Here is a 22,165-nt window from a genome sequence, read left to right on the forward strand (position 1 = left end):
TGTTTAGTTTCGTGAAATGAAACTAAACAGCGCTTTTTTCAAACAGTATGAAAATTTAGTTAGCAAAATGAAACTAAATCATAATCCGATGTATCAGCATGGGTTTGAGAATGTAAAAGGTAAGCGTGTCCCGCAGGGACGAAGCGAGTCAAGGAGAAGCGAAACTTACAGCCGCCTGATTCGCACTTACGTTAGTCCAATTGCAGGTGTCCAGAGGACGCAGTCCTCGGGGCCCTCCCTTGGAAGGGAGGGTTTGGGAGGGTTCGAAAGCACTTAAAGGGTTCGAAAGCACTCAGAGGGTTCGCAAGCACTCAGAATTTGTAAGCACTTAAAAGGTTCAAAGAGCCTTTAGCCTTGACTTCGAACGAGCCATCTGCTAATCTCACCTTCAGAGAAAAGGCGGGTGTAAGCATGATCATCGGCATCGGAAATGATTTATCGGATATTACGCGAATAGCAAAAATATTGGAAGGGAGCACAGGCGGACGATTTATGGAGCGTGTGCTGTCCGCAGGCGAACGTGAGCTGGCTGCGCAGTATTCGGGTGAGCGGCTGAGCCAATTTACGGCTGGGCGGTTCGCGGCGAAGGAAGCGGTCGTGAAAGCTTTTGGCTGCGGCATCGGTAATGTTATCGGATTTACGGACATTGAAATATTGCGGGGAAGCTGCGGCAAGCCGGAGTGCAGTCTATCTTCCGCCGCATGGGACCGCCTCGGCTTTAGTCCTGAATCGGTGCGGATTCACGTAACGATTACGCATGAGCATAAGCTGGCTTCTGCTTTTGCCGTTGCAGAACGGATAACGTAGTAACCTTTTGCCTATACTTGGAATGTAATATACCAAGTCAGCTAGTCGAGAGGGGATGGCGGCAGTGCAGGAGCAGCGGCAGCAAAAGACGAAGCGTCGCTTTAAAACGGGGCAGTGGGTCGAAATTGACGGCTTGTATTCGGACGATTGGGGCGGAGATCTGGTGCTGGTGCAGGGCGATCTGTTTCCGATGCACCCCCAAATGGGTGAAACGCATTGGACGTACGCAGGCCAATCCGCTCTTCATTTCACGAAATCTCCCAAAATAAATGGACACCATATCGGCTATTAGGCTGATAAAAAAAGGATGCCAGCAGCAGTAATGTCTGCTTCGGCATCCTTTTCTGTTTATTATCTTAGCTTCGGCATCCCTTTCTGTCTATCATCGAAGCTGCCGCAGCCGTTACTTTTTGCTTGCTAACCATTCGGCTAGTCCGGCAATCTCTTCGGAAGTCAGGCGATCCTTGAAGGCAGGCATCGAGCCTTCTCCCTGCTCAATTTGCTTCGTAATATCCGAAGCGCTCATGCGTGCGCCGACCTTCTGAAGATTCGTTGCAGGGCCTACTCTGCCTTGCAGCCCGGTGCCGTGACAGCTGACGCAATTCGCCTTGTAGACGGAGACCACCTCGGCAGGTCCATCCAGCGCGCTGCTTCTCTCCGCAGCACTATCGCCTCCGCAGCCTGCCAGAGCAACCAGTAGTCCCGCAGAAGCAATAAGCGTTATTCCAACAGTCAGCAAACGATTAAAAGGCATAGAAAGCTCCTCCTTACTAATTTCAATATTTTGGAAATTTTGGACTTGTTCGGGACATTCACAGGACGTCCATATGAATTTTAATCGTTAATTCGTATAATAGAGTAGGCAGATGACTATTCATAGAGGACATGAAATACATTATATCGCAGTATTACCTACAGGAGAATTCATGAAACCGACAATAGAAAGCATTTTGAAAAACCAATTAAAAAAAATCCAAGCTGAGGTTATTATGGCCGCCTATTCGGAGAGCTTGCCAGGCTGGACCGAGCAAAAATCCGAGCCGGATTTTTACCGTTTCTGTTACACGGACAAGGGTGAAGCTTGGCTGAACGTACAAAATGAGAGGTATATCGCACAGCCGGGCACGCTTTATTTACTGCCTGCGGGAACGGTCCAATCGTTTGGCACGGAAGGCGACGAGCCTTTTGGCCGCTATTGGTGCCATTTTCGTTTAGAGCTTGGGGATATTGAGTTTATAAATTCGTTACAGTTGCCGCCATTCGTATATGTGCAGGACAAGCAGATGATGAATGAGCTTTTTTCCAAAATGGAATCGTATCAGCACAGCGCCTCTATCACGAGAGAGCTGCGTCTGAAGGCGGTTTTACTGGAGATGATCGCCTTCTATTTGGATGAAAGCCATGTCCAGAGGCAAACGCTCCAAGACCCAGGCTTTGGAGTAAAATGGAATGAGGTGCTCGCATATATCGAAGCCAATTTGCATGCGAACATTCAAATCGAAGAGCTCGCTAAATTCGCCTTCCTGCATCCAAACTATTTCATTACTTCCTTCAAGAGCATCATGGGCTGCTCGCCGATCCAGTATGTGACGAATCGCCGAATCGCGCATGCCATGCGGCTGCTTATGGATACGGATCTTCCGGTGGCAGCCATCGCGAAGCAGGTGGGCATGCAAAATCATTATTTATCAAGGCTGTTCAAAAGATATACGGGCCTCACGCCGGTTCAATATCGCCGGATCAGCAAGCAAAGCGCGGGCAATCGAGTGGATTTGACAGAGACAACGGGCGAGAAGGAGAATAGTTAATGGAACAGGAAGACATTAATACATTTTTTAGCACGGAGCTGCTTGCCTGGTACCGGCTGATTAAACGGGATTTGCCATGGCGGATGAACCGGGACCCTTATCGGGTATGGGTATCGGAAATTATGCTGCAGCAGACGAGGGTAGATACCGTCATACCTTTTTACAATAATTTCATGAGTAAGTTTCCCACTGTGCGGGCGCTTGCGGAAGCGCCCGAGACGGAAGTGCTCAAAAGTTGGGAGGGTCTCGGATACTACTCGCGCGCACGGAATTTGCAGGCAGGCGCCAAAGAAGTGGTGGCGCGCTATGGCGGCATTGTGCCTGATGATAAGACGTCCGTGGCCGGACTGAAGGGCGTCGGTCCTTACACAAGCGGCGCGATTATGAGCATTGCGTTTAACCGTCCGGAGCCTGCGGTTGACGGCAACGTCATGCGTGTGCTTTCACGTTATTTTTGCTTGGAGGACGATATTGCGAAGCCGTCTACGAGAGCGGGCATTGAGAAGCTGGCTGCCTCTCTTATTCCCGAAGGCGCTGCAGGCGATTTTAACCAAGCGCTTATGGAACTCGGGGCACTCGTATGTACGCCGAAATCGCCAAGCTGCCTGCCATGTCCCGTGATGGAGCATTGCGCAGCTAGGCTTGCGGGCAGAGAGGCGGAGTTGCCGATTAAGACGAAGGCGAAGCCGCCGCGTCCGGAATACAGAGCGGCAGCCATAGTTGTAGGCAGCGGCGAGAATGCAGGCAAAGTGCTCGTAAGACAGCGTCCGGATACCGGGCTGCTTGCCCAGATGTGGGAGCTGCCGCATCTGCTGCTATCGCCGGATCAGGCGAAATGGCTGGCCGAGACGGCGCCGAAGGAGCAAGACGAGCTGGGCGAGATGATCAGCCGCATGCTCGAGGAGGATACGGGGCTGCTTATCCGTCCGCGCAGCTGGTTTGTGGATGCCGACCATATTTTTAGCCATATTCTTTGGAAAATGCGGTTTTACTTGACGGATTTGGGCGAAGAGGCTTGTTCTCCTGCGGAGGCGGCTGCGGCTTCTGCCTTCGAGGGAGCGGGCATGGCTGAGGAGGCGGCTTCCGTATATGAAGTAAGTGCGGGTGATGCGCAGAAATCGGCGGGCAGCGGTGCTTCCGCCGGAGCAGGGGATACGGAGCTGAGCAGTTATCGTTGGATTGGCAAGGAAGATATGGAAACTTTGCCGTTTCCGAATTTATTTTTGCGCATTTTAAAGCAATTTTGGGAATAAATGAATAGAAGATTCGGGGGAGAAGAGAATGAACAGTATGCTTGAGCTGCTGCTGCAGCACAAAATTGTAGCGATCTTAAGGGGAATTGAGGATCGGCATGCGGATGCTGCGGCGCAGGCTTTAATTGACGGCGGTATTCATATGATGGAAATTACGATGAATACGGAGGGGGCGGCGGTTATGATCGAGCGCTGGCGCACGAAGTTTGACGGTCAGGCTGCGGTGGGCGCCGGTACGGTAACCGATGTCGCCCTTGCCGAGCAGGCGGTTGCAGCTGGAGCGCAGTTTCTCATTTCTCCTAATTTGGATGAGGAAGTTATCGCTTATGGGCGTGAGCGCGGCATCTCCGTATGGCCCGGCGTTATGACGCCGACGGAAATCGTAAAGGCATGGAAGGCAGGGGCCGATGCTGTGAAAATATTCCCGATGGGAACGCTTGGCATCGGGTACCTGCAGGAAATTCGCGGTCCGCTGAACGATATACCGATGATTGCGACTGGCGGCGTTGATTTACATAACATCGCAGATTACTTTAAAGCAGGGGCAAATGCCGTTGGAATGGGCAGCAAGCTCATCAATTTGGAATGGGTACGCGAAGGCAAATTCGCTCAGGTAACGGAGCGGGCGCGGCAATTTGCAGATGCCGTGCGGGCTTTGTAGAGCAAGGAGGGGAATGACGTGGACGCTTCATGGTGGCTGCTGGCCAGCTTCTTCATTATCATTGCATTGCTGGCTGCGTTTGTCTGGCAAATGGGAGTACGCAGTCAGAAGCCGCGCAAGCTAACGAATGCGGATGCTCCTGACGTGGACACGCAGTGGCGATCCTTATCCTTCACAAGCAATGGCTCCAAGCTGGAAGGCTGGCTGCTCCTGCCAGCCTCCTGCGCAAAACCCGATGAGGGACTTGCGCCTCTTATCATAGTCGCGCATGGCTGGGGCTCCAACCGGACGAGAGTGCTGCGATACACGCGTCCGCTTTACGAATCGGGCTTCGCTGTATTTATGTACGATGCGCGAAGCCACGGCGACAGCGATTCCATCTCTGCGCCTTCCGCGCTAATGTTTCGCGATGACGTGCAGGCTGCGGTCGATACTGCGAAGCGTCTTCCGGGAATCGATCCGGACCGGATAGCGGTGCTCGGACATTCGCTCGGAGGCTTCGGAGCACTGCTTGCACTCGATCAAGGGATACAGGTATGCGCAGTTGTAACGGACTCGATGCCTGTCCGGTTCGAGACGATGATGAAGTCAGAGCTGAAACGAAAAAAAATTCCGTTCTTTCCCCTAGCCTATCTTATTCCGATGATTTGGCTTATTCGCGCAAACATATCACGGGCTGAGTTCAAAGCCGCCAGCATTCCATTGGTGTTATCGAAGCATGCGGGCAGCCCGGAAGAGGGCCGTACGCCGGTTATGATGATTCACTCGAACGGCGATGATTTTATTAGTGCGGAGGATCTGCGTGTGCTGAAGAGGCAATTGCCTGAGGGCATTATAAGTACGTTGTTCGTATCGACCAAGGGGCATAGCGCATCGGAACAGGAGCCTGCCTTTTGGGAGCGGGTCATCCCTTTTTTGCAGGAAACGGTCATGAATGCTTCGGGCAAAAAGGAAGCCTGCGGCACGGGGCTGCAGGCTACAAGAGAGAATATATAATAAAGGGGGGTCATGAATCTATTATAGAAGCCTAAGATGAAAGCAAGATGAGAGAAATATTACAGTTTGATTACATGGCTGTGAACTAACCAGTCCCGTTAGCTGGGAAAGGTGAGAGAAAATAAAGTTCTTTAATTATATGAATATCATGAAGTTGGGGAAATTGGTAACGGTTAAACTAAGGCTCTTACTGTAATTTTGGCGAGAGCCTTATTTGTGATTGATGCTGCCATTTTTTAAATCGGATTCAATGGAATATCTACAATAATTTCATTTGAAAGATGAAGACTCCACGCCGGAATTTAATTTCCAACATTTCATTATCTTCAATAAGGCGCTTTTGTCCGCGAAAAAGATGATTCCCGTTGAAGTCTCCTGCGGATAAATCCTCGCCGTCATCGCTTTCTCGCCGTCCTGAATAAAAATTTCGACGGAAGACCGGTCGATGAACAGGCGGAGATTGAGCTCGCCGTCCTGCAATTCAACCGGAACTTGGCGAATGCCTCCCGGCCCTTTCACCTTGTGGTTCCGGTCCAGCGTCAGCAAGCCTTCAGCCTTATCGTAGGTTAAAACCGTCGCTTCATGGCCTGCTTGGTCGCATCTGAACTGGATTCCGAAGCTTGACGCCGATTGCGCGGCGATACAAACTTCAAGCTCCAGGCAGTCGCCCGCTATCCCTTCCAGCGAAAGCTCGCCGGAAAGAGGCACATTTTCCATCGTGATTTCGTTCAGGCGAAGGGCTTGAAGCTCCAGGACGGGGAGGCTGATGAGCTTGCCGTCTTTCATTTTCAGCTCGCGCGGCAGCGTCATGGCCCCGGCCCACCGGTCCGACTGCTCCGGCATTTCGCTTTCCCACATCGCCATCCAGGCGATCATAATCCGTCGGCCTTGATCGTCCACAAGGGTCTGCGGCGCATAAAAGTCGAAGCCGTAGTCCAGAAGCCCAAATTCACCGTGATCGAATTTCCCCTGCTCATAATCCATCTGTCCGATTAAATACCCTGACTGATGCAGGTTATGGTACAGATACCCTTTAGGCTTCATGCCCTGCGGAGAGAAGACCAATACATCGTGCTGGTAAAGCGGAAACAGGTCCGGACATTCCCACATAAACCCTAATTTATTGTCTCTCCCGGCGATAACATTGACAAACTCCCAGCGGATCAAATCGTCGGAACGGTACAGCAGCACCTGACCGACCTGATCGAGCGTCCGCGATCCGAGAATGCAGTAGTAAGTGTCTCCGCGTTTCCATACTTTCGGATCGCGGAAGTGATGGGGATGGATGTCGCCTTCCGGCGCTTCTGCGATTACCGGATTTTCAGCGATTTTCTCGAACGTCACGCCGCCGTCCCCGCTGACCGCGAGGCACTGCGCCTGCTTCAAATCGGTGTCGTAATTGCTCCCCGTCCATTCATTGCCGGTATACATCAAGTAAAGCTTGCCGTCCTTCTCGATCGCGCTGCCGGAGAAGCAGCCGTCGCGGTCGTATTCTTCACCGGGGGCCAGCGCTATCGGCAGATGGCTCCAGTTGATGAGGTCGCCGCTTTTCACGTGCCCCCAATGAATGTCCCCCCATACCGGCGAAAACGGATTGTGCTGGTAAAATAAATGGTACTCTCCTTGATAATGAACGAACCCGTTCGGGTCGTTCGTCCAGAAGGCCGGCGGGGAAATGTGGTACTGCGGTTTCCAGTACGACTCGCTTGCCGCCGCTTGAGTCTTGATGACCGAATCCATCGCTTTATGGACCGCTTTCTGATGACGATTCATTTGAGGCCTCCTGTTTTATAATAAGCGTTTGCAAATTACAGCCTCATATGGCTTCAATACGCCTTTTGATGATCCTTCCGGTTTGACAAGACAAGAAACTCGGATAAAGACTCCGGTACAGAGATGCTTCTATTCGTAAACACAGCACCGTCCAGATTTCCTCCCCGAGCGTCCGGGTATGCCGCCGAGCTCCTCGGTTTCCGCGTAAATTTCCTTGTAGTCGCCGTAGAGCGACTGCTCGTCCGCCATCGACTGCTCCATGTTGACAAGCGGATAATCCGGATTGACCGTGAGCCACGGTTCCCCGGAAGTAACCCGGCCATCGGCCCGGCACCTCACTGTATCGGGGGAAGCTTCCACGGATGATACACACCTTGGCAAACGGCTTCGCGTCCAATCCCCTCGAGGATGTTTTTATTATACGAGCATGGATCAGCGTAATGAATGGAAATTCCGCTACGAACTTGGAAGAATCGCGTCACTTTTGGCGGCTGCGGCAACCGCTTCCTGATGACGTTTCATTTTAGAACTCCTGTTTTATTGTATATGTTTTATTGTATATTACCGCCTCATATGGCTTCAAAACGCCTTTTTGATGACCTTTTAAACTAGATAGCACAAGCGATTCGGATAACTCTTCTGAAACGGCGACGGTGCTATCCGTAAAGTTGTACAGTGCCGTCAATATATTCTGCATAAAACACCTAAATTTGAAAATTATATTAGTTGAACCGCAGAGAAATATTTCTTGAACAGAGGCACTTTCATGGAGCTATTTGTCCAGCGAAATGGGCATTAGATAGGACACCGAAGACATGATGAATTCGATGCTCCGTGCATCGAACGCATGGGAGATATCCGACCAGCCGAAGAGCAGGCTAACATGAAAGAGATCTTTGTATCAGTTTGGTCTCAAAATGTCGGAACAGCAGCAAATCTTATTTGAGAATGCTTCGTCAAGTAATTTCTGTTCACAGCCGCCTTCTTTTCGTTTATCATAGACAATTAAAAGCTCCTGCTTATCGATGAGATGGATCGACTCAAATCCGAAAAGATGTCAAAGGATTGATACTACCGACGAATACAAGGGTTGTAAAGGTGAGCGTGAGGATTTTAAAGGCAGATCATGGCTATTCCTGAAGCTGTCAAATGGATGGAAAATTATCAAAAGCGTTTAAGCGAGCAGAAGGAGCTACTTTATGTTTATGTTAGACGTTTTCTTGGATGTGCTGAGGTCATTATGGGAAGAACGGAGAAGGCCCATAGCATCGGGCGACGACATACCCTGCGACAACTAAACTGCTGACCACTTTCGTGGTCAGTTTATTTGTTTTAACAGCGAAGGCGCTTGTCAGCCGCAAGAATGGAAGAAAGGAGCGCGATCTGCAAGATGAAGAAGCTTAGCATCATGTTCTCCAATTTAAGAATCAGGCATAAGATGCTCACTGTGTTTCTGCCACTCATGATTATTCCGATGCTGCTGGTTGGACTGATTTCTTATTTTATCTTTCAACATAATGAAGTAAAGAAGACGATCCAGGATCGCATGAACAGCTCTAATCTGATCAAGCAAAGAATCGATAATGTGATTCAGAATACGGAAAGCTGTCTGGATATGATCACATTCTACATGAATGATCTGTCCGTCTTATTAATGGACAGCAGTGGCACCACGTCGGCGATCGACCGCAAATATGCGATAGAAAATAAGCTGAATTTTGCCTTACTTGTATTCCCCGATGTGAAAGAAGCGATCTTTATTGACAATCAACAGCGAATATACGCTGCGAATGACCGATCGATCACTTCAGCAAATGCCAAGGATCAGATTCAAGCCTATATCGACCAACTGCAAGTGACATCGGGATACAGCAAAGGGTTTGAGATGACTCGTTTTTCCTTTGGCAATGAGCAGCAATCGCAAATTGTACTGCCGATGGGCAAGAAGATAACCGATATCAAGTCAGGAGAAACGCTGGGCGAGCTGATTCTGTTCGTCAGCGAGGACCAGATTTCCTCCTTGTTTGAGCAGATGAACGATCTGACAACGAGCAATTTTTATTTGATCGACGAGAATCACAGGATCATTTCCTCGACGAATCGCAGCAAAGTCTTACAGACGGTCAGCAATCTGGCTCTGAATCCGCTGCTTCAAAGCAGCGCGGCAGAAGGCAACGTGATGAATATCGACAACCAAAAGATGGTGTACACCAAATATCCGCTGAATCGAAACAAATGGCTGATCCTCTATCAAGTATCTTTGGACGAGCTGATGAAGGATTATCAATTTCTGCAAAGGATCTCGATCGTTGTCATCCTGGTGTGCGCACTTGTTACCGTGCTCGTTGCGTTGAAACTATCTGTCTTCATCGTGAATCCCATCCAACGTCTGATCCAAACCATGCGCGAAACGGAACGGGATCTGTATAAGGTAGTCCCGGCTGTTTTCAGTCATGATGAGGTTGGCCAATTAACCTTCACTTATCATCGCATGACTGAGCATATTCGGCAGTTGATCGACGACATCAGAGAGGAACAGCGTACGAAGCGAAAATATGAGCTGGCACTGATGCAGCAGCAGATTCGTCCTCATTTTCTATATAACACATTGGATGTTGTCTATACGCTGGCCGAACTGGGCCGGACCAAGGAAGCGAAGAAAGCGACCAAGGCGCTGGCAGCCTTTTATCGGCATTCCTTGAGCGGGGGCAACGAGATCATCACGGTACGGGAAGAGATCGAAATGATCCGCAATTACTTGTATATCCAGCATCTGCGCTACAAAGATGAATTCGATTACACGATTCGCATACCGGCGGAATGCTTGGACTATCGAATCTTGAAGCTGACGATTCAGCCGTTGGTGGAAAATGCGATTTATCACGGGTTAAAGCCGAAACGAGCCTTTGGACACCTGGAAATAACAGGATACAAGAAAGACGGCATGCTTTGGATCGAAGTCAGAGACAACGGTATCGGAATGTCCGAAGAAGCGCTTCGAAAGCTTTGGACCGATCCAAGCCAGAACGAAGACGGCAGCGGCTTCGGCTTATTCAGCATTGATCATCGAATCAAGCTGTACTTCGGCACGCCATACGGGATCGAACTGCACTCGAAGGTTCATAACGGCACCGCCGTAATTGTGAAAATACCGTTTAACGAAGGAGTGGAAACATTATGAATGTGATCATTGTGGATGATGAACCCATGTTCCGAGAGCGTCTGAGGAAAGAGATCAGATGGGAGCATTATGGATTTCATGTGGCGGGGGAAGCGAAGAATGGTGAAGATGCGCTGGATCAGTGCAAATCGCGCCATATTGATCTGGCATTAGTGGACATTTATATGCCTTTTATGAATGGGCTCGAGCTTTCGAAGCATCTAAAGGACATGTATCCCAACATGGAAATTGTCATCATTACCGCATACAGCGAGTTTGAATATGCCAAACAAGCGATTAAATATGGCGTATCAGACTACCTGCTGAAGCCTTACGATAAGGAAGAGCTGGTCCTGACGCTGCTCAAAATCAAAGCTCGGCATGATGCAATGACGAAGAACCGGAAAATCGCGGAAAGCAACAAGAAAAGCTTGAGAGAAATGCATCTGAACGACTTGGTCATTGGGGGGGATCAGCAAGACCGGGAGGCGATCCTTGAGCAATTGGCCGAGCAGGGGGTTCATTTTCAACCGGAGGACTGGTTCCAGGTGATTTCCATTGAATTGAACCCGGTCAAATACAATTGGGATCAGATGAAGGAAAGGCTGCTCTGGAAATTTGCCGTTAACAATATTTGGGATGAGCTGAGCGAGGAAGAGTGCCGTCAAGTTTCGTTCTACGGGGATGAGGATCGCATTGTTTCCATTATGGTCCTTGAGGATGGTCAGAAGCTCGATCCGGATCTGTACCGCAGACTGTGTGAGTTGATTGAGAAGTATTTGAAGTTGCCAATTACAATCGGGGTAGGACAGTCTCACCGCGGGCTGGAGCAGATCGAGAAGTCGTATCAAGAATCGCTGCTCGCCCTGCACAACCGGTTTCGGCTGATGAACGAAGGGGTCGTATTTTACGATCAGCTTGCGCCAAATGATTCCAACGTCGGGTCTTACTCACTGTTCGTGAATGAGGAGATCCTCATTCATCTGAGAATGAACGAATGGGAGGCCATTCAAGATAAGCTGGTCAAGGTGCAGGCCTATATTATCGATAATAAGCTGTCGCTGGATTATATCTTTGTCATCTACATGGGCTTTATCTCGATGTGTCTTACGTACTTGGAGGAGCTGGGCGGAAGTGTGGAGGACGTGTTCGGTGCGGAATTTTACCCTTATTTGGAATTGAAGCGCCAGAGCTCCATTGGGACCATCCACAGCTGGATCACCGATATCTTCAAGAAGGTCGCGGCCTACAACCGTGTCTCGAAACCGACCAAATCCAAGAAAATTGCGCTGGCAGCCAAAGACTATATTGAAGCGGAATACAGCAAAGAGGACCTCAATATAGAAGCTATTGCAAATCATTTGTACATCAATGCCGGTTATTTGCGCGGTGTATTTAAAAAAGAGATGGGCCTGCAAATATCCAAATATCTGTTAAATATCCGCATGCAGAAGGCCAAGGAAATGCTCAATCAGAATACGATCAAAATCGCAGAGGTTGCATTGATGGCGGGGTACAGCGACCCGGGTCATTTTAGTAAAGTGTTCAAAAAATACTTTGGTTATTCCCCCCGGGAATATGAAAGTCTGAACAAATTATCATAGTCGCTAAAAAGTAATGCGATTCTTCCAAGTTCGTTGCGGAATATCCATTCAATACGCTGATTCATGCTCGTATAATGAAGACATCCTCGAGGGAATTACTACTTAATCAGGAGGGGTCTTACAGGATGTTAAACAGAGGGCTACATCGAATTACGGCGCTGTCTCTTGCGGCAGTGATGCTCGCAGCCGTTATAGGCTGCGGCAGCAACAGCGGGCAGACCAAAGGAAGCACAACCGACAAGACTGCGAGTGATAAGGTCAATTTAAAGCTGTATCTGCAGTATTCCGATGATTCTGAGAAGGTTCCGCTTGATTACGCGATTGCCGAAATGAAAAAAGTCATGCCGGATGTCGAAGCGGAAATTATGCCGGCAGCCAGGGACGACAACCAAAAGCTGAAAACACTGGCGGCAGCAGGGAATTTGCCGGATATTTTCGATGCGAATCCGGATATCATCAAGACGTTTAAAAAATCGAACAATATCCTTCAGCTTGATTCTTATGTCAAGGAATTGAATATCGAGGATCAATTGCTGGACTCTACGAAGGCGAATCTGCGAGACGAAGATGGTCAAATTTATGGCATTCCGTCCGACGCTCCATGGTTTGCAATGTTGTATTATAACAAAGATGTGTTCCAGCAAAACGGGCTGCAGCCTCCGGCGAACTTCAACGAACTATTGGATGTCGTCGAGAAGCTGAAGGAAAAAAATATCATCCCGCTGTCCTTGTTCGCTAAGGAAAAATGGCCGGGCGTTCAATTGTACGACATGATTGCAACGAGAATGGACCCTAAGGGGATTTCCGACCTGGACAAAGGTACGGTAATGGCATCGGATCCTGAATTCTCCAAAACAGCTGATAAAATCAAGCAGCTAATCAGTGCAGGTATGCTTGCTCCGGGCGTCTTCAATACGGGCTATGATGAAGCGCTTTCGCTGTTTGTAGAAGGCAAGGCGGCTATGCTGCTGAATGGCGGCTGGGCGGTACAGGATTTGGGTGCTAAAATGCCCGGCAAAGCCGGAATCTTGAAGTACCCGTTTGCCGATCCCGGACAGGAAAGTGCGACTGCGAATCAAATGAGCGGCGGCGGAACGATCGGAGGATTGGGTGTCTCGCCTAATTCCGAGCATAAGGATATTGCGGCCAAATATGCTATCCAGCTCTCGCTCAAAATATCCGAAGGCCGTGTACTGAAGAGAGGCGCGTTCCCGATTGTGAAAAATGCGATTCAGCCGGAAAAGCCTTACACGGACATCCAAAATGAATACAAGGCTTATGCAAGTCAAGCCAAGAGCTCTAGCGCTTTCACCTTTGGAATGACGAATCCGACGATAAAGACCGCGCTGGAAGATAACGTTCAGAAGCTGCTTGCTGGAGGCTACCCGGCAAAAGATTTCATCAAGGATATGGACGCGGCGATCAACCGGGCAAGAAAATAAATAAGCAAGAAAGCGGAAACATTCGAATGTGACTGCACATTCGAATGTTTCTTGTTAGGACATTGTTAAGGGAGGTAGACCATGAACAAGCTTAGAAGGAACAAAGCAGCAATCGTCCTCTTTGTATCACCGGCCTTACTGCTTTTCAGTATTGTGGTGGTTTATCCTATGCTGCAAACCTTCTACCGGAGTTTATTCGAATGGGATGGACTGGGCAAACCGGTATTCATACAATTGGATAATTATATTCGGCTTTTTCAAGATCCTGATTTTTATATTTCTTTTAAGAATGGGCTTATATTTGCAGCAGTGCTGGTGATTATGCAGATCGGACTGGGAACCGTGCTGGCGATCTTGATCTCGTCCAGACAAATAAGAGGCAAGCGCTTTTTTAAGAATGCTCTGTTTATTCCCGTCGTCTTGTCTGTTACGGTCGTATGCCAGCTATGGCTGAATATCTATAACGGTCAGTATGGACTGCTGAATAAAGCGTTTGAGCTGCTTGGCTTGTCCTATAGACAGGATTGGCTCGGTCATGAGAGCACGGCGATTTGGGCCGTAGCCGGGGTTAACGCTTGGCAGTATATGGGCTTCCACTTTGTGCTGCTTTACACCGCGATTAAGGGCATCCCGGAATCGTATTTCGAAGCGGCGACCATTGATGGGGCTTCCAAATTCCAGGCGCACCTGCGCATCACGATGCCTATGCTTGCAGAGACGTTCAAGTTTTGTCTGATATTTGCCGTCACGGGAGGGCTGCGGGCATTTGAGCATATGGCGATCATGACCGGAGGCGGACCTGGCACGAGCACCTATACATTGACGTATTTCATGTACAGGGCGGCCTTCAGGCTGAACGAATACGGATATGCTTCAGCCTCCGTTGTTTTGTTGGTGCTTGAGTGTTTGATCTTCACGATTCTCATCAATCGCTTTGTGGCGAGAGAACGAATCGTATATTAAGGAGGTATGCTAATTGAGATCGTCCGTTATCAGCTCTAGGCGCTCTAGGTTTCGCTTCAATCCGTTCAGAAGAGAGACGCTGGCCTATGGCTTTCTGACCTTCTATGCGCTGATCTCGGCTTATCCGATTGTGTGGATGCTCTTTTATTCTTTCAAGAATAATAATGAAATATTCGTCACGAACCCGTTCGGGATTCCGAAGGTGTTCCGGATCGAGAACTATGTAAAAGCGCTAACGGAATTTAACATTGCGGTCTATTTTCGCAACAGTCTCATCGTCAGTCTCAGTGTGGTAGCGGCCACCCTCGTGATCGCTTTGCTGTTCAGCTATGCAACGGCCCGAATGGAATGGAAGCTATCGGGCTTCGCCAGGATTTTTATGACGGCCGGCCTATTTATTCCCGTTCAGATTATCTTGATTCCGTTATTGATTCTAGTGAAGGATTTCCATTTGACCAACACGTATTGGTCCTTGATTATACCATATACCGCCTTTCAAATTCCGTTTGCCTCGATGATTTTTTACGGGTTTCTGCGCTCTGTACCCTTTGAAATGGAGGAGGCGGCGGCTATCGACGGTGCGGGCATTTTGCAGACCTTTATCAGGGTCATTGTACCGATCGTCACGCCTGCGGTCGCTACGGTTGCGATTTTTGTCTTTCTGGCGGCCTGGAACGAGTTCACCATTTCTTTGATCCTCATTTCAGATGAATCCTTGAAGACCCTGCCTCTGGGGCTGATGAGTTTTCAAGGCGCCTTCAATACCGATTGGGGGGCAATGGGGGCAGCGTTGGTCATTTCCAGTATCCCTACGATTGTGTTCTACCTGATTTTTAGCGAGCAGGTGGAGAGGGCTATGGGGGTTGGCGGCGCAGTCAAATAAAGATAGGAATGGAGGCTTTGCGTTGAAGCAGATTGAAACACCTTATCAAACGATTTATATGTCCGGCGCGAATGAACTTCAGGTAGAGAGCGCAGTTTCGGAAATCGAGCCAGGATTGATTCACATTCAGGTTACCTTTCAATCCGAGGTGGAGCGGCATTTTCCGCAGCTCGAGCTGTACTGGAAGCACCCGATGGTGGATATCCAGTCGTATTGGCAACCTGCCGCATTTCACAATAAGAGCCTTATTCCCGACTTCAATCATCACATCACCTCCAAGGCGGCAGTCTCTGCGCCAGTCGGCTGCTTTTATAATCTGAATGGTCAGAACCGACTGACGTATGCGCTGTCCGATGCCTTGAATCAAGCTGAATTCACGATGGGTGTCCATGAAGAGGATGCCACGCTGAATTGCCGGGTGCGACTGCTGACGGAACCGACACGACCGAGAACGTCTTACCAGATCGTGCTGCGAATCGATACCCGAAGCATTCCTTACTATGAAAGTCTCAGATTGGTATCCGGCTGGTGGGGACGAATGGAAGGCTATGAGCCTGCTCCTGTTCCCGCTGCTGCGAGAGCGCCCATGTACTCCACGTGGTATAGCTTTCATCAACAGATCACAGCTCAGGACATCGAGGACCAATGCCGATCGGCGCGGGAATTGGGAATTGAGGCCGTAATCGTGGATGATGGATGGCAAACGTCGGACTCGAATCGCGGTTACGCCTATTGCGGAGATTGGCAGGTATGCCCTGATCGCATTCCGGACATGCGTGTGCATGTCGAGAGCATCCATAATCTTGGATTGAAATATATCTTGTGGTACAGCGTGCCCTTCGTCGGTATTCACTCCCAAGCTTGGCCGAGATTCAAGGATAAGCTGCTGAGCTTTAAGGAAAATATTGGGGCGGGCGTATTGGATCTGAGGTACACCGAGTGCAGGGAATACTTGATCTCCACCTATGAGCGGGCTGTAATGGAATGGGGGCTGGATGGCTTCAAGCTGGATTTCGTCGACGAATTCTACTTGAGCGCGGGGCAGGAAGCCGAACCGAGACCTGGTATGGATTACGTTTCCGTTCAAGAGTCGGTGGACCGTCTCCTCACCGATGTGATGGAGCGGCTGAGAGTGATCAAGCCGGACATCATGATCGAGTTCAGGCAGACCTATATCGGACCCTTAATGAGAAAATACGGGAACATGTTCCGTGCAACGGACTGTCCGAACGATGCGCTGACCAACCGCATGGAAACGCTTGATATCCGCTTGTTGTCCGGGACTACGCCCGTACACTCGGATATGGTCATGTGGAATCCTCAGGAGCCAGTAGAAGCGGCCGCTCTCCAGATGGTGAATATTTTATTCTCCGTTCCACAGTTCTCTATGAGATTCGAGGCGCTTCCTAAGCATCATATCGATATGACGAGGTTCTGGTTAACCTTCTGGCGAGAACACCGGGATGTATTGTTAGACGGCGAGCTGTCGCCCCGTTCTCCTGAAGCCATGTATCCGCTGGTGCAAGCCGATACGGTGTACAAAAGGTTGATTGCCGTGTATGCGGATGTGGTCGTACGTACTGGATTGAAGGTACCTAAGAAGCTGATCCTGGTTAATGGAACGCTGCAGGATAAAATCGTCGTTTCTTTTGAGGAGGAATTAGCTGCGCGAAAGGTTCGAGTATTGGACTGCTGTGGTAAGATCGTCCGTGAAGAGACAGTATCGTTCGCGAAGGGGGTACAGATTCTGAAGATTCCTGGACCCGGTGTTGCGCTAATTGAAGATAAATAGTGTGCTAATTTGGGGCAGCCGTAAATGATACGGCTGCTTTTGTTTTTGTCATATTCAACAAGACGGACATCACATCATTACCATGCCCCGGTCGTCTGTTACGTGTACATCGATAAGAGGTCCTGAGCACGATCAGATTGACTTAGCCTCTGATTGTTCTTGATCGGTGAGCCGGTCTTGAATAAGCTATGGGAGAGCATCGAACAGGTTGAGTGTAACATGGTAAGTGGCGTATATTATACGCTGATACAGCATATCCCTTGGGTAAGATATGGTTATGTTATACCACTGACCACTGACTGAGTCGAAGCGGCGATCTATCTACTTTAAAAACATAACATCGGTTTACTAACGAATATAGCTGCGGCTAAATCGATACATCTAGAAATTCAGACTCCACATGTTTAAATGGTGATACAGGCATTCATGTTTGTTCAATAGTGTGGGTGCGAAATCCTTGGATGAGGAGGCTATATGTATAACGTTACCATTAGTGTTCCATTGATGGAAAATGAATATTGGTGGGGCGGGGTCATTAGCGATGGAACGAAAATGCCATTCGGCAGCACGGCATATCAGAGAGATCTGTTCGGAAACGCTGGCAATAACCAGGCATGCCCGCTGCTGCTTTCGAATAAGGGAAGATATGTTTGGTCGGAGGAACCGTTCTGCTTTACTTTTGATGGCGATGAGCTGGTCATTGAAGGAGTGGCAGGAACGATCAAGATCGAGCAAGGCGGCAATCATTTGCGCGATGCGTTTCTTCATGCATCACAATTGTACTTCCCGCCATCTTTCACCTTGCCAGACTTATTGTTTTTCACAGTTCCGCAGTACAACATCTGGATGGAGATGAGCTATCATCCGACGCAAGATAAGGTGATCGCTTACGCCGAAGCGATTATTGCAAACGGGTTTCCGCCAGGCATCCTGATAATCGATGATAATTGGCATGAAGACTACGGGACGCTAACCTTTCACCAAGGTAGGTTTCCCGATCCCAAGGCGATGATCGACCGGCTGCATGCGCTTGGATTCCGCGTCATGCTATGGGTTTGTCCGTTCATTAGTCCCGATGGTGAAGTGTTCCGCTATTTGCAGAAACAAGGGTACCTGATAAGGGAATTACACGGGGAGCCGGTTATTCGCCAATGGTGGAACGGCTATAGCGCCATTTTGGACTGTACGAATTCCGAAGCGGTAAGCTGGTTAACAGGTCAATTGGATCAGCTTATGGAAGAGTACGGTGTCGACGGCTTTAAAATGGATGCCGGAGATCCACAGTTCTACAAGATGACGGATATCAGCGCACGACCATCGACGCCGAACGGCCAATGTGAAGCATGGGCGCGGATCGGCCTTGGCTATTCCTTTAACGAATACCGGGCTTGTTGGAAGCTCGCGGGTCAACCGCTTGTCCAGCGGCAGACCGACAAAAATCACAGCTGGGGTTCCGACGGCCTGGCTAGTTTAATTCCGAACGGACTTGCGCAAGGACTTGTGGGATACGCTTTTAACTGTCCCGACATGGTCGGCGGCGGTCAATATCAGGATTTAATCCAGCCAGACTTCCAGGTGGACGAAGAGCTATTTGTCCGTTACGCACAATGCTCGGCCCTGTTTCCGATGATGCAATTTTCAACAGCGCCATGGAGGGTGCTTGATCAAACGCATTTGTCGTACTGCATCGAAGCCGCAATGCTTCACTGGCGAATGGGGGCCATGATTGTCGAGTTGGCCAGACACGCTGCAGCAACAGGCGAACCGATCATGAGGCACATGGCATACGTGTTTCCTAAAGGTGGTTATGAGACGATAACCGATCAATTCATGCTGGGCAACGACATTTTAGTTGCACCGGTGTTACGTAAAGGCGCAACGGCCCGAAAGGTCGTATTCCCGCAAGGAACGTGGCTGGGAGAGGATGGAAGTCAAGTGTCCGGCCCGCGCGAAGCGGAAGTCGAGGCTCCACTTTCCAGGCTTCCCTGGTTCAGACGGGAGTAACTAAACGGTTATTTCGGTTGGCTGATCGAGGCTACTAGTAGTCTAATCTACTATTGAGCTTGACTCTGATATAGAAAAACAAAAAGTGCTTAACTTTGCTGATGCAAGGTTGAGCACTTTTTTGGATTGTTCTTATACTATATTTTCAATGAGAAGACTTAGGTTACTTCGGGTTATGCGGTTAACCAAATTCATAGATGGGCAGATATCGTATTTCTTGAGTTGCGGCAGGGCTTTAAGATCCTTACTAGTTCCAAAGATGTCTCATTACGATGTGTATGATTATGACCAATCCGGATGTTAGGGCTTTGTACCACTTCTACGTCGAGGTGAAGAAGCTAAAGAAAATGAAATCCATTATGAAATTATGCGGCCAGCCATGGGAGTAGCCAAGCCTCTTTGTAGCGCCCATTTTTTTGATTCAAAGTGGCTACGTGATTGTATCTTTCCTCTTATTTGATACATAATGAGACTATGGAAAGCGAGGTCACCCCATGCGATACCAGTACGAGTTTATCAAACATCAGGATGACTTGCCGATGCACTTGTTCGTCAATAGTGTTACGCATGTTCCTTATCACTGGCACAAAGAAGTCGAGATCATTTATGTTTTGCAAGGAGCCGTCACCCTCCTAGTTGATCAGCATCAATACAATATTAAACAAGATGATATTGTTGTAGTCAACAGCATGTCCATACATAAGTTAATACGCACCCAGCAAGACAATGTGCTGCTCACGTTGCAATTAAGCCCCGGATTATTGGAGGGCGAAACTTTTATCGAATGCAATTCTACCCTGCAAACAGCGGAAAATCGGGAACGCTATAACCAAATCCGCCGATATTTGGCTCAACTGGTTAGGGAATTGACAAAAAAGGCGCCGGGTTTTCATAACTTCTCGCTAGGCTTGCTGCATCTATTAACGGGGTACCTGTTGCGTGAATTCTCCGCCGGTAAGAAGGAAGCGATACACACCGAAGGGAAGCTGTATGAATATGCTCGGCTTAACCGGGTGTTAAAATACATTGATCGTCATTATAGGGGAAAAATCACCCTTCAATCAATCGCCGATCAAGAGCATTTAAGCCTGCATTATTTCGCCCATTTTTTCAGCGGGAAAATCGGGATGCCTTTTCAAAAATATTTGACGTCGGTGCGCTTGGAGAAGGCGGTGGCTGAAATGACGGATTCAAATAAAAATATAACTCAGATTGCCATGGACTGCGGTTTCGCTAACGTCAAATTGTTCAATAAATACTTTAAGGAAAAGTACGATATGACGCCAACCTCCTTCAGAGAATCACTAAAAAAAACCGAGGTAACGCGGCACCGGGAGCATTTAACTTCGCTGACCAAAGAGTCGCCCAGCGCCGATTACTACGTAATCGACACGATTCAAGCCATGGAGACGCTATACCGCCATCTCGAGGAAGCGAGTGGAGACGCGAATGCAATTTCCTCAGCAGGGATTGCCCAGGAACCCACGTTAATTAGCGTTCGTTCTGAGGTTTGCGTTAAACGTTATGTACAACCTTGGAAGCGAATCATCAATGGCGGAAGGGCGATTGAAGGACTGCGCTCGGACTGGCAAGAGCAGTTCAGTGAGGTGCAGCGAAACTTAAGGTTTTCGCATATTCGTTTCCACGGCATTTTTAATGACGAAATGATGGTTTATAACGAGTCGGAAGACGGGAAGGCCATATACAATTGGGCTTATGTCGATAAGCTATACGATTTTTTACTGGCGTGCGGAATACGGCCTTTTGTGGAAATTAGTTTCATGCCGACTTTACTGCGACGCTCGAATGAAACGATATTTTGGTGGAAGGGGAATATTGCGCCTCCCGACGATCAAAGCAAATGGGATGCGCTCGTCCGCGAGTTTATTCGCCACTGTCTGAACCGTTATGGGCTTGAGGAAGTAAAAAAGTGGTATTTTGAAGTGTGGAACGAGCCTGATCTTACTGGTCTGTGCTGGGCCGGAACGAGGGAGGAGTTCTTTCGCTTCTATAAGTCGACGGCCGATAGTATAAAAGGAATCGCCCTGGAGTTGAAGGTAGGAGGACCTGCACTTGGCTATGGTTCGATTTGGAACGATAGCTGGGCGGAGGATTTTACCGCTTTTTGCCGTCTGGAAGGAGCGCCACTTGACTTCTTCTCGTTCCATGTTTACTCCGAATACCCGAATAAGAAGGAGGAAGCGGAGAAGCTGACGACGATGATGCCTCCTCCCTTTTACGTGGACACAATTCATCGTTTGATGGAGCAGATTGATTCGAAAGAGCATCCTTCACTTGAACTTTTCATTACGGAATGGAATTTTTCGCTTTATGACCGCAATTACATCCATGACACTATGTTTATGGCGCCATTTGTTATCCATCATGCGCTGGAAACCAGAGGGCTGCTTGACGGCCTCGGCTATTGGTCTTTTACGGATGTATTCGAGGAAAGTCAGGTTCCCCCTTCCCTGTTTTACGGAGGTTTTGGCCTCCTGAATCGGTTAGGGCTCAAAAAACCGAGCTACTATGGGCTCGAAATGCTGGGCAAACTCGGCGACCGCGTCATGGCCGAAGGCGAGGGCTATATCGTAACGGGCAGTGTTGACGGCAGCATACAGGTGCTGATGTACCATTATGTGCACGTCGATCCACTCTTCGCGAGCGGAGATTGGTCCGGCCTGACGGAAACAAGCCGGTATACGGTATTTGAAGAAAAGGGCAACAAAGCCTTCCATGTCAAGCTGGAGGGGCTGGGGGGGAGCTACAGAGTAACGCAATACCAGTTGAATCGGGAAGAAGGCTCCGTGTACGACGAGTGGATCCGCTTGGGCGCCCCCTTATACTTGACCGGGGAGGAAGAAAGCTACTTGTCCGGCAGATGCGGTCCGACGATCCAGACTTTATTTCTTCGGGATGCGGAGCATTATGAGAATACCTTTATTCTCCCGCCGCATGGCGTGTTGCTGCTCACCTTGTCGAGACAATATTGAAGCATTTTTTGTATAACACGGCACCT

17 protein-coding genes are annotated in these 22,165 nt (G+C 49.0%); 14 read left to right on the forward strand and 3 right to left on the reverse strand.

Going from position 1 to position 22,165, the window contains the following annotated elements; all coding sequences use genetic code 11:
* Positions 1-411: 411 nt before the first annotated feature.
* On the forward strand, positions 412-807 hold the full coding sequence (gene acpS / locus AC0YNZ_RS08355; protein WP_475826173.1) for a holo-ACP synthase: 396 nt from the start codon (positions 412-414) through the stop codon (positions 805-807).
* 55 nt (positions 808-862) lie between these two features.
* A complete protein-coding gene (locus AC0YNZ_RS08360) occupies positions 863-1,099 on the forward strand; it encodes a hypothetical protein (protein WP_475826174.1) in 237 nt (78 codons plus the stop codon).
* Between the two features lie 111 nt (positions 1,100-1,210).
* On the opposite strand, the gene AC0YNZ_RS08365 is transcribed toward AC0YNZ_RS08360, so the two are convergent.
* On the reverse strand, positions 1,211-1,561 hold the full coding sequence (locus AC0YNZ_RS08365; RefSeq protein WP_475826175.1) for a c-type cytochrome: 351 nt from the start codon (positions 1,559-1,561) through the stop codon (positions 1,211-1,213).
* A gap of 172 nt (positions 1,562-1,733) precedes the next feature.
* Here AC0YNZ_RS08365 and AC0YNZ_RS08370 point away from each other — a divergent pair, with 172 nt between their 5' ends.
* From AC0YNZ_RS08370 to AC0YNZ_RS08385, 4 genes are read left to right on the forward strand one after another with little or no spacing between them, the layout of a single operon-like run.
* Entirely contained in the window at positions 1,734-2,615 is an 882-nt protein-coding gene (locus tag AC0YNZ_RS08370; RefSeq protein WP_475826176.1) for an AraC family transcriptional regulator, read from the forward strand.
* Positions 2,615-3,868 carry an A/G-specific adenine glycosylase gene (mutY, locus tag AC0YNZ_RS08375; protein ID WP_475826177.1) on the forward strand — a complete coding sequence of 418 codons (1,254 nt, stop codon included), beginning with the start codon at positions 2,615-2,617 and terminating at the stop codon, positions 3,866-3,868. The genes AC0YNZ_RS08370 and mutY overlap by 1 nt, the downstream gene beginning before the upstream one ends.
* Before the next feature lie 28 nt (positions 3,869-3,896).
* Entirely contained in the window at positions 3,897-4,529 is a 633-nt protein-coding gene (locus AC0YNZ_RS08380; protein WP_475826178.1) for a bifunctional 4-hydroxy-2-oxoglutarate aldolase/2-dehydro-3-deoxy-phosphogluconate aldolase, read from the forward strand.
* 18 nt (positions 4,530-4,547) lie between these two features.
* Complete coding sequence (locus AC0YNZ_RS08385; RefSeq protein WP_475826179.1) at positions 4,548-5,525, forward strand: alpha/beta hydrolase; 978 nt, start codon at positions 4,548-4,550, stop codon at positions 5,523-5,525.
* Positions 5,526-5,795: 270 nt separating this feature from the next.
* Here the strand turns inward: AC0YNZ_RS08385 and AC0YNZ_RS08390 are convergent, their stop codons facing one another.
* Positions 5,796-7,298 (reverse strand): glycoside hydrolase family 32 protein, encoded by a 1,503-nt coding sequence (locus tag AC0YNZ_RS08390; protein ID WP_475826180.1) that lies wholly within the window; start codon positions 7,296-7,298, stop codon positions 5,796-5,798.
* Positions 7,299-7,427: 129 nt separating this feature from the next.
* Complete coding sequence (locus AC0YNZ_RS08395) at positions 7,428-7,658, reverse strand: hypothetical protein (RefSeq protein ID WP_475826181.1); 231 nt, start codon at positions 7,656-7,658, stop codon at positions 7,428-7,430.
* A 1,030-nt stretch (positions 7,659-8,688) separates the two neighbouring features.
* Here AC0YNZ_RS08395 and AC0YNZ_RS08400 point away from each other — a divergent pair.
* From AC0YNZ_RS08400 to AC0YNZ_RS08435, 8 genes are all read left to right on the forward strand, one after another.
* Positions 8,689-10,479: a cache domain-containing sensor histidine kinase gene (locus AC0YNZ_RS08400; RefSeq protein ID WP_475826182.1), complete on the forward strand. Its 1,791-nt coding sequence runs from the start codon at positions 8,689-8,691 to the stop codon at positions 10,477-10,479.
* Positions 10,476-12,062 carry a response regulator gene (locus AC0YNZ_RS08405; RefSeq protein WP_475826183.1) on the forward strand — a complete coding sequence of 529 codons (1,587 nt, stop codon included), beginning with the start codon at positions 10,476-10,478 and terminating at the stop codon, positions 12,060-12,062. Before AC0YNZ_RS08400 ends, AC0YNZ_RS08405 begins: the two co-directional genes overlap by 4 nt.
* Before the next feature lie 125 nt (positions 12,063-12,187).
* Positions 12,188-13,504, forward strand: coding sequence for an ABC transporter substrate-binding protein (locus tag AC0YNZ_RS08410; protein WP_475826184.1), 1,317 nt, complete (start codon positions 12,188-12,190; stop codon positions 13,502-13,504).
* Positions 13,505-13,585: 81 nt separating this feature from the next.
* Positions 13,586-14,467 carry a carbohydrate ABC transporter permease gene (locus tag AC0YNZ_RS08415; protein WP_475826185.1) on the forward strand — a complete coding sequence of 294 codons (882 nt, stop codon included), beginning with the start codon at positions 13,586-13,588 and terminating at the stop codon, positions 14,465-14,467.
* A 13-nt stretch (positions 14,468-14,480) separates the two neighbouring features.
* On the forward strand, positions 14,481-15,350 hold the full coding sequence (locus AC0YNZ_RS08420; protein WP_475826186.1) for a carbohydrate ABC transporter permease: 870 nt from the start codon (positions 14,481-14,483) through the stop codon (positions 15,348-15,350).
* A 22-nt stretch (positions 15,351-15,372) separates the two neighbouring features.
* Positions 15,373-17,142 (forward strand): glycoside hydrolase family 36 protein, encoded by a 1,770-nt coding sequence (locus AC0YNZ_RS08425; RefSeq protein WP_475826187.1) that lies wholly within the window; start codon positions 15,373-15,375, stop codon positions 17,140-17,142.
* A 474-nt stretch (positions 17,143-17,616) separates the two neighbouring features.
* Positions 17,617-19,146: a glycoside hydrolase family 31 protein gene (locus AC0YNZ_RS08430; RefSeq protein WP_475826188.1), complete on the forward strand. Its 1,530-nt coding sequence runs from the start codon at positions 17,617-17,619 to the stop codon at positions 19,144-19,146.
* A gap of 494 nt (positions 19,147-19,640) precedes the next feature.
* Entirely contained in the window at positions 19,641-22,139 is a 2,499-nt protein-coding gene (locus AC0YNZ_RS08435; protein WP_475826189.1) for a GH39 family glycosyl hydrolase, read from the forward strand.
* Positions 22,140-22,165: the final 26 nt, after the last annotated feature.

Source organism: Paenibacillus sp. J2L1-98, from assembly GCF_056269405.1.